We start from the raw sequence: 7,333 nt of genomic DNA, 5'->3' as shown, positions 1-7,333 counted from the left end.
CGATCGCGGCCTGCTCGATGCCGGTGGCAACGACCGAGACGCGGATCAGGCCGTCAAGCGCTTCGTCGAAGGTCGCGCCGACGATGATGTTGGCGTCCTGGTCGACTTCCTCGCGGATGCGGGTCGCGGCTTCGTCGACCTCGAACAGCGTGAGGTCCTTGCCGCCGGTGATGGAGATGAGGAGGCCCTTGGCGCCCTTCATCGAGCTGTCGTCGATCAGCGGGTTGGCGATCGCGGCTTCCGCGGCGGTCAGCGCGCGCTTGTCGCCGGAGGCTTCGCCCGTGCCCATCATCGCCTTGCCCATCTCCTTCATCACCGCCCTCACGTCGGCGAAGTCGAGGTTGATCAGGCCTTCCTTGACCATCAGGTCGGTGATGCAGGCAACGCCGGAGTAGAGCACCTGGTCGGCCATCGCGAAGGCGTCGGCGAAGGTGGTCTTCTCGTTGGCGACCCGGAACAGGTTCTGGTTCGGGATGATCAGCAGGGTATCGACCACTTTATGCAGCTCGGCGATACCGGCTTCCGCCGTGCGCATGCGGCGGGCGCCCTCGAAGTGGAACGGCTTGGTCACGACGCCGACGGTGAGGATGCCCATGTCGCGCGCGATCCTGGCGATCACGGGAGCAGCACCCGTGCCGGTGCCGCCGCCCATGCCGGCGGTGACGAACACCATGTTGGCGCCGGAGAGATGGTCGCGCAGCTCGTCGATCACCTCTTCCGCCGCAGTGGCGCCGACGTTCGGCTGCGAACCTGCGCCGAGGCCCTGCGTGACCACCGTGCCCATCTGCACGATGCGCTGCGCCTTCGACATCGTCAGCGCCTGCGCGTCGGTGTTGGCGACAACGAAGTCGACGCCCTGAAGGCCCGCTGTGATCATGTTGTTGACGGCGTTGCCACCGGCGCCACCGACGCCGAACACGGTGATCCGGGGCTTCAGTTCGTGAATATCAGGAACGTTGATGCTGATGGTCATGGTTGCTGCCTCTCGATCACGCGCGCGTGGGTTCGCCCCGGCCGGTGGCCGCGGGAGTTGGTGAAAATCGATCATTGCGGACAGGAGTCATCAGAAGCCCTCGCGTAGCCATCGTCCGACCTTTCCGAAATAGCCGCCCGTCCCCGTCTTGACCTGCTGCCGCGTATGCCGCGGTTCGACATGTTCGAGGTGAACATATTGCGGGTAGACGAGGAGTCCGGCCGGCACCGCGAACGCGGCGTTCTTCGCCTCGTTGGGCAGCCGGCCAAAGCCGAGCGGACGTCCGACCCGCACGGGCCGGCCGAGAATCTGGGTTCCGAGTTCGACGAGGCCGGTGAGCTGCGAGGCTCCGCCCGACAGCACGACGCGGCCGTTGGGCTCCGAGGCGAAGGGCGAATCCTTCAACTTGTCCCGAACCATTTCGAAGACTTCCTCGGCACGGTGCTTGACGATGTTGGCGATGGTGGCGCGGGAGACGATCTGCGGCAGATCCTGCTCGTCACCGGCAGTCGGCACAGACATCAGCTCACGCGAGTCCGACCCGCCGGTGATGACGGTGCCGTATAACGTCTTGATTCGCTCGGCATCGGCAATGGTCGCCGAGAGTCCGCGCGCAAGATCCATCGTGATGTGTTGCCCGCCGACCGCAAAACCGGCCGCATGCACGAAACGGCCGCCTGAATAAACGGCAATCGTGGTGGTGCCCGCACCCATCTCGACGACGGCAGCGCCGAGGTCGGCCTCGTCGTCGGTCAGCACGGAGAGGCCGGCCACATAGGGGCTCGCCGCCATGGCTTCGACATTGATGTGGCAGCGCTCGACCGCCAGCATCAGGTTCCGCGCTACGGTGGCGTCGCAGGTGACGACGTTCATGTCGACGCCGAATTGATGGGCGACCATGCCTCGGGGGTCGCGGATGCCCTTGACGCCGTCGAGCGTGTAGCCGACCGGCAGCGCGTGCAGAACGGTGCGGCCCTCGCCGGTAGCGTGGCGCATGCCGGTGGAGGTGACGCGGCTGACATCGGCCTGCGTCACGGCGCCGCCACGAATGTCCGCGGCGGCCTCGACCAGCTGACCGGACAGCCGGCCGCCGGAGACCGAAAGCAGCACGGACTCGACCCGCACCTTCGCCATCTTCTCCGCGAGCGCCACGGCCTGGCGCACCGCCTGCTCGCATTCGCCAAGGTCGATCACCGCGCCGGCCTTCATGCCGCGCGACTGGATCTGGCTGTATCCGATCAATTCCACCGCATGGGTGCGGCCGCGCAGCGCCTCGCTCGGCGCCGACGGCTTCAGCCGCGCGATCATGCAGGCAATCTTGCTGGTGCCGATGTCGAGGCAAGCGACGAGGCCGCCGCGCTTGTGCGGCATCGGGCGCGTCTTCGGTGTCTGGTTACGGTCGAGACCGGTCATGCGGAATCCCCGGCCTTCTTTTTCTTCTTGTCCTTGAACAGATCTTCGCGCGCCTTGGCGGCGTCCTCGGACAGCTGCACCACCAGGCGATCGGGCAGGCGCATGTCGACGGCGACGATATCGCGGGAGAACAGCCTGTCCTCCTTGTCGAGCTTGGACAGCATCGCCAGCGCGTTGCCGACGTCCTGTTCGGGCAGTCGGATGTCGAGGCCGTCCTTGAGGCGCAGATTCCAGCGCCGCTCGCCGACGTAGATCGCGGCCTTCGTCACCGCATTGACCTGCGGATAGCGGGCCAGCAGCGCGAGGAAATCGCGGGCCTGGGTTTCCGCGCCCTTGCCGACCACGAGCGGCAGCGACAGGAAGCGGCGCGAGACATAGGGCTCGAGCACGGCGCCGTCGTCGGCGATGACCGAGAGCCGGCCGGCCTCCTGCCACAGCGCGAACGCCTTGCGCTCGGTGAGCTCGATCATGAGCTGGCCCGGATAGAGCTTCAGCACGGTCGCATCCGCGATCCAGGGATTGGCCTTGAGCTTGTCGCGCACCGCGTCGGCGTCGAGGAACAGCAGCGAAGAGCGGCCGCTGACGCCGCCGATCGCCAGGATCTCGTCCTGGGTAAGTTGCTTGCGGCCGTTGATCACGACGGAGGTGATGCGGAACCCGGCGGAATTGGCCAGCGCGTTGCGGGTATCGCTGACCGCGGTGGTGAAATCCTGGAGATGGCCGCCCTTGACGATGCCGAAGCCGCAGCTTCCGATCAGCAGCAGCACGGTCATGCTGATTCCGACCCGGCGCGGCAGATAGCGCTCGATAAGCGCTACCACGCGCGGCGGCGGCTCGCGCTCGACGATGGCTTTCGCTCTGGACTTGACCTTGGCGGCAGCGCGCTTCTCGTCGCGCTTGTCCTGCAGCCACTCGCGCAGAAGCACGACCGCTCCGATCGCGGCCGCCTTCAGGTCGGCTTGGGGCCTCAGCGATCTGAAAAGCGACCGGGTGAGGCTTCCTGCTCCATCCATTGCACGAGCTCGTCAACAGTTTGCCCGCGACATCGCGCGGATCCTGGCGAACATGACGTCTTGAACATGCCGGGCCGGGTGCTGGTCTTCAGCAGAAGAAAACCTCTCCCCTTCAAAGCGTTCGCTGGAGGTGACATCACCCGCGACAGCTCACGCGCCGGCAGCCAAAGCGCCATATGCGCCGCCAGCGTTAACCTTCGGACGTCCTGGTAAACAAAAGGTAAAGTTCGTTAACGTCCGGCGCATTTTGCCCCGGTGTGTGAGGCATTTATGCCGCGATGTCCGGCATTTTACCGGTTTTGGGCGCCAAACCGGCCCGTTTCGCCCCTTGGGCCGTTAACCAGTCCTAATTATTTCCGCACGCCCCGCCCGGCGAGCTCCACCAGGCCGCGCAGGAAGTCGACGAAGGCAATGCCCTCAGCCTTCAGCGCCTTGGGGTAGAGCGAGGACTTGGTCAGCCCGGGCAGCGTGTTGGTCTCGAGATAAATGAGACCCCGATCCGAGACGATGAAGTCCGACCTCGAATAGCCGGTGCAGGACATCGCGCGGTGCGCCAGCATCGCCTGCGCCTTCAGTGCGGCGGTGATCTCGGGTGCGAAACGACCCGGGCAGATCTCCTGGGTCGACTTCAGCAGATATTTTGCGGCGTAGTCGAAATTGCCCTCGCCCGGAATGATCTCGATCGGCGGCAGCGCGATGATCGAGCCATCGGTGCGCTCCAGCACGCCGCAGGTCGCCTCGACGCCGGCGATATAGGGCTCGATGACATAGTCTTCGTGCTTCGCCGCATTGCGGACGGCGACGAGATCCTGCTTCGCGTTGACGAAGATCAGGCCGTAGCTCGATCCGTCGCGCGCCGGCTTTGCGATCAGCTTTCCGTACACGGCAAAGGCTTCGTCGATGTTGGCGAGTGCAATGTTCGCCGGCGGCGTCACGCCGCCGAGCGCGGCGAAATGCTTGGCCGCGATCTTGTCGAAGGCCAGATGCGAGGACGCCGAGCCCGATCCGGTGAAGGGCACGCCGCGCGCCTCGCACATCACCTGCAATTCGCCGTTCTCGGCCCGCCCGCCATGCAGGCCCAGCACCAGCACGCGGTTCTCGGCCTTGGCCTGATCCAGCGCCTGCTCCAGCGGAATGCCCCACGTGCCGGGCTTGAACTCGTCTTCGAAGGGGCGAGCATGTTCGAGCAGCTGCTTGGACTGCACGACATGCACCTTGTCCTCGACGTCCCACCACCACAGGTCAGCCTCGGGCAAGGCCTGATGCAGCGCCTGGGCCGAGGCGACCGAGACGAGACGCTCGCGGTTGGAGCCGCCGAAGAGGATGGTGATGCGCATGGTCTCTCGTCGCCTGTCCAGGTTAACCGGGAATTCCGATCCGCTTGATTTCCCAGTGTAGCTCAATTCCGGAATTTGCCTTCACACGTTCGCGTACGGTCTCGCCCAGCGTCTCGATATCGTGCGCGGTGGCATCGCCAGTGTTGATCAGGAAATTGCAGTGCATCTCCGAGACCTGCGCCCCGCCGACGCGCAAGCCCCGGCAGCCGGCGGCGTCGACCAGCTTCCAGGCGGAATGGCCGGGCGGATTCTTGAAGGTCGAGCCGCCGGTCTTCTCGCGGATCGGCTGCGCGGTCTCGCGGTGGCTTTGCACCTCCGCCATGCGCGCGCGGATCACTTCCGCATCTCGGATCTCGCCGCGAAACCGTGCGGAGGTGAAGATGATGGAGGGATCGAGGCCGCTACTCCGATAGACGAACTTCATGTCGGCATTGGAGAACACGTGCTTGGTGCCGTCGCGCCCGACGCCGCGTGCCTCAATCAACACGTCCTTGGTCTCGCCGCCATTGGCGCCGGCATTCATCCGCAGCGCGCCGCCGATGGTGCCGGGAATGCCGAAATAGAATTCGAGCCCGCCGATGTTGGCGGAAGCTGCCACTTCCGCCACACGCTTGTCGAGTGCGGCGGCGCCCGCGGTGACGACATCGCCGTTCGCGCTCGCCTCGCCGAAGGCGCGCGGCGCGAGGCGGATCACGACGCCCGCAATGCCGCCGTCGCGCACGATGAGGTTGGAGCCGACGCCGACGACAGTGACGGGGATGTCGGACGCGAGATGCGTCAGGAAGTAAGCGAGATCGTCCTCGTCCGCCGGCGTGAACAGCACCTGCGCCGGACCGCCGACGCGAAACCAGGTGAGCTCCGCCAGCGACTGGTTGGCGAGCAGCCGGCCGCGAAGTTGCGGCATCGCGGTTTTGAGGTCGGACGTGATGTCGGGGAAGCTCACCGCCTACCCCAACGCCTTCAACTGATCCGGCAGGGCATACGCCCATTGCGTGATGTTGCCGGCGCCCAGGCACACGACAAGATCGCCGGACTTCGCCAATCCCTTGACGATACCCGCAAGCTCGGTCGCGGCCGGCAGCGGCACCACTTCGCGATGCCCATGCGCGCGCAGGCCGGCGACGAAATGATCGCGGTCGATGCCGTCGATGGGCGCTTCGCCGGCGGCATAGACGTCGGCGACAACAACCGCGTCCGCGTCGTTGAAGCAGGTGCAGAATTCCTCGAACAGTGATTGCAAGCGGGTGTAGCGATGCGGCTGCACCACGGCGATCACCTTGCCGGTGTAGGAATCGCGTGCCGCTTTCAGCACCGCCGCGATCTCCACGGGGTGATGGCCGTAATCGTCGATGACGGTGACGCCGTTCCACTCGCCGGTTTTGGTGAAGCGGCGCTTGACGCCGCCGAAGCCGGCCATTGCCTTGCGGATCGCATCGTCCGACACACCGAGCGCATGCGCGACCGCAATCGCTGCCGTCGCGTTCGACGCATTGTGCCGGCCCGGCATCGGCAGCGCGAGATCGGCGATCTCATGCGTGGTGCCGGCCTTGCGGTCGCGGATCACGACCTTGAATTTCGAGCCGCCGCCGCCCGCGGTGAGATCGACCAGCCGCGCGTCGGCCTGCGGGTTCTCGCCATAGGTGATGATGCGGCGATCCTCGATCTTGCCGACAAGAGTCTGCACCACGGGATGGTCGATGCACATCACGGCGAAGCCATAGAACGGCAAGTTCTCGACGAAATGGCGGAAGGCGTCCTGCACGGCCTCGAAGGTCTTGAAGTGGTCGAGATGCTCGGGATCGACATTGGTGACGATCGCCACGTCGGTCGGCAGTTTCAGGAAGGTGCCGTCGCTCTCGTCCGCCTCCACCACCATCCAGTCACCGGCGCCCAAACGGGCGTTGGAGCCGTAGGCGTTGATGATACCGCCGTTGATGACGGTGGGATCGAGGCCGCCGGCGTCGAGCAGCGTTGCCACCATCGTCGTCGTCGTGGTCTTGCCGTGGGTACCGGCAATGGCGACGCAGCTCTTCAGCCGCATCAGCTCGGCCAGCATCTCGGCACGCCGCACCACGGGAATGCGCCGTTCGCGCGCCGCCATCAGTTCGGGATTGTCGCGCTTGATCGCGGTGGAGACGACGACGACTTCGGCGCCGTCGACATTCTCGGCCTTGTGGCCGACCGAGACCTTCGCGCCCTTCTTGCGCAGCCGGTCGAGATTGTAATTGTCGGAGGCGTCGGAGCCCTGCACCACATAGCCGAGATTGACCAACACCTCGGCAATGCCGCTCATGCCGATCCCGCCGATCCCGACGAAGTGGATGGGTCCGATCTCGCGCGGCAGTCTCATGCTCTGTTCCCTGACCTCGCCGCCTTGCCCAGGCGGTATCTGGCGAAGGTCACGGCCAAATCAGCCGCGTGCCTTTGCTACTGGATGCCCCGCTTTAGAAGGCGAAGACAAGGGCTTTTTCGCGTCAGAGTCCCGCGACCTTGACCACCAGATCGGCCAACCGCTCGGCCGCATCGAGCCGCCCTGCCCCCTTCGCGGCCGCCGCCATGGCGGCGAGGCGCGCGGGCTCGGCTGCGAAAGCGGATAT

The 7,333-nt window shown here is 65.6% G+C and carries 6 protein-coding genes; all 6 read right to left on the bottom strand.

Translation table 11 applies throughout. From position 1 onward, the window contains the following. The coding region (gene ftsZ, locus SE92_RS30990) for a cell division protein FtsZ (RefSeq protein ID WP_063921235.1) at window positions 1-973 on the bottom strand (973 nt) is incomplete at its 3' end. Between the two features lie 90 nt (window positions 974-1,063). Further along, a complete protein-coding gene (ftsA, locus tag SE92_RS30985; RefSeq protein ID WP_063202124.1) occupies window positions 1,064-2,386 on the bottom strand; it encodes a cell division protein FtsA in 1,323 nt (440 codons plus the stop codon). After that, on the bottom strand, window positions 2,383-3,399 hold the full coding sequence (locus tag SE92_RS30980; protein ID WP_063202122.1) for a cell division protein FtsQ/DivIB: 1,017 nt from the start codon (window positions 3,397-3,399) through the stop codon (window positions 2,383-2,385). Before SE92_RS30980 ends, ftsA begins: the two co-directional genes overlap by 4 nt. A gap of 350 nt (window positions 3,400-3,749) precedes the next feature. Then, window positions 3,750-4,736, bottom strand: a complete 987-nt coding sequence (locus SE92_RS30975; RefSeq protein ID WP_063202119.1) for a D-alanine--D-alanine ligase family protein — start codon at window positions 4,734-4,736, stop codon at window positions 3,750-3,752. Between the two features lie 22 nt (window positions 4,737-4,758). Next, the gene (murB, locus tag SE92_RS30970) at window positions 4,759-5,679 is read right to left on the bottom strand and encodes a UDP-N-acetylmuramate dehydrogenase (protein WP_063202116.1); all 921 of its coding nucleotides are present in this window, start codon (window positions 5,677-5,679) and stop codon (window positions 4,759-4,761) included. A gap of 3 nt (window positions 5,680-5,682) precedes the next feature. Next, window positions 5,683-7,086, bottom strand: coding sequence for a UDP-N-acetylmuramate--L-alanine ligase (gene murC, locus SE92_RS30965; RefSeq protein WP_063202115.1), 1,404 nt, complete (start codon window positions 7,084-7,086; stop codon window positions 5,683-5,685). Between the last annotated feature and the right edge of the window lie 247 nt (window positions 7,087-7,333).

The organism is Bradyrhizobium sp. AT1 (assembly GCF_001590795.1).
Classification (GTDB): domain Bacteria; phylum Pseudomonadota; class Alphaproteobacteria; order Rhizobiales; family Xanthobacteraceae; genus Bradyrhizobium.
This window is presented reverse-complemented; position numbering and strand designations above follow the sequence as displayed.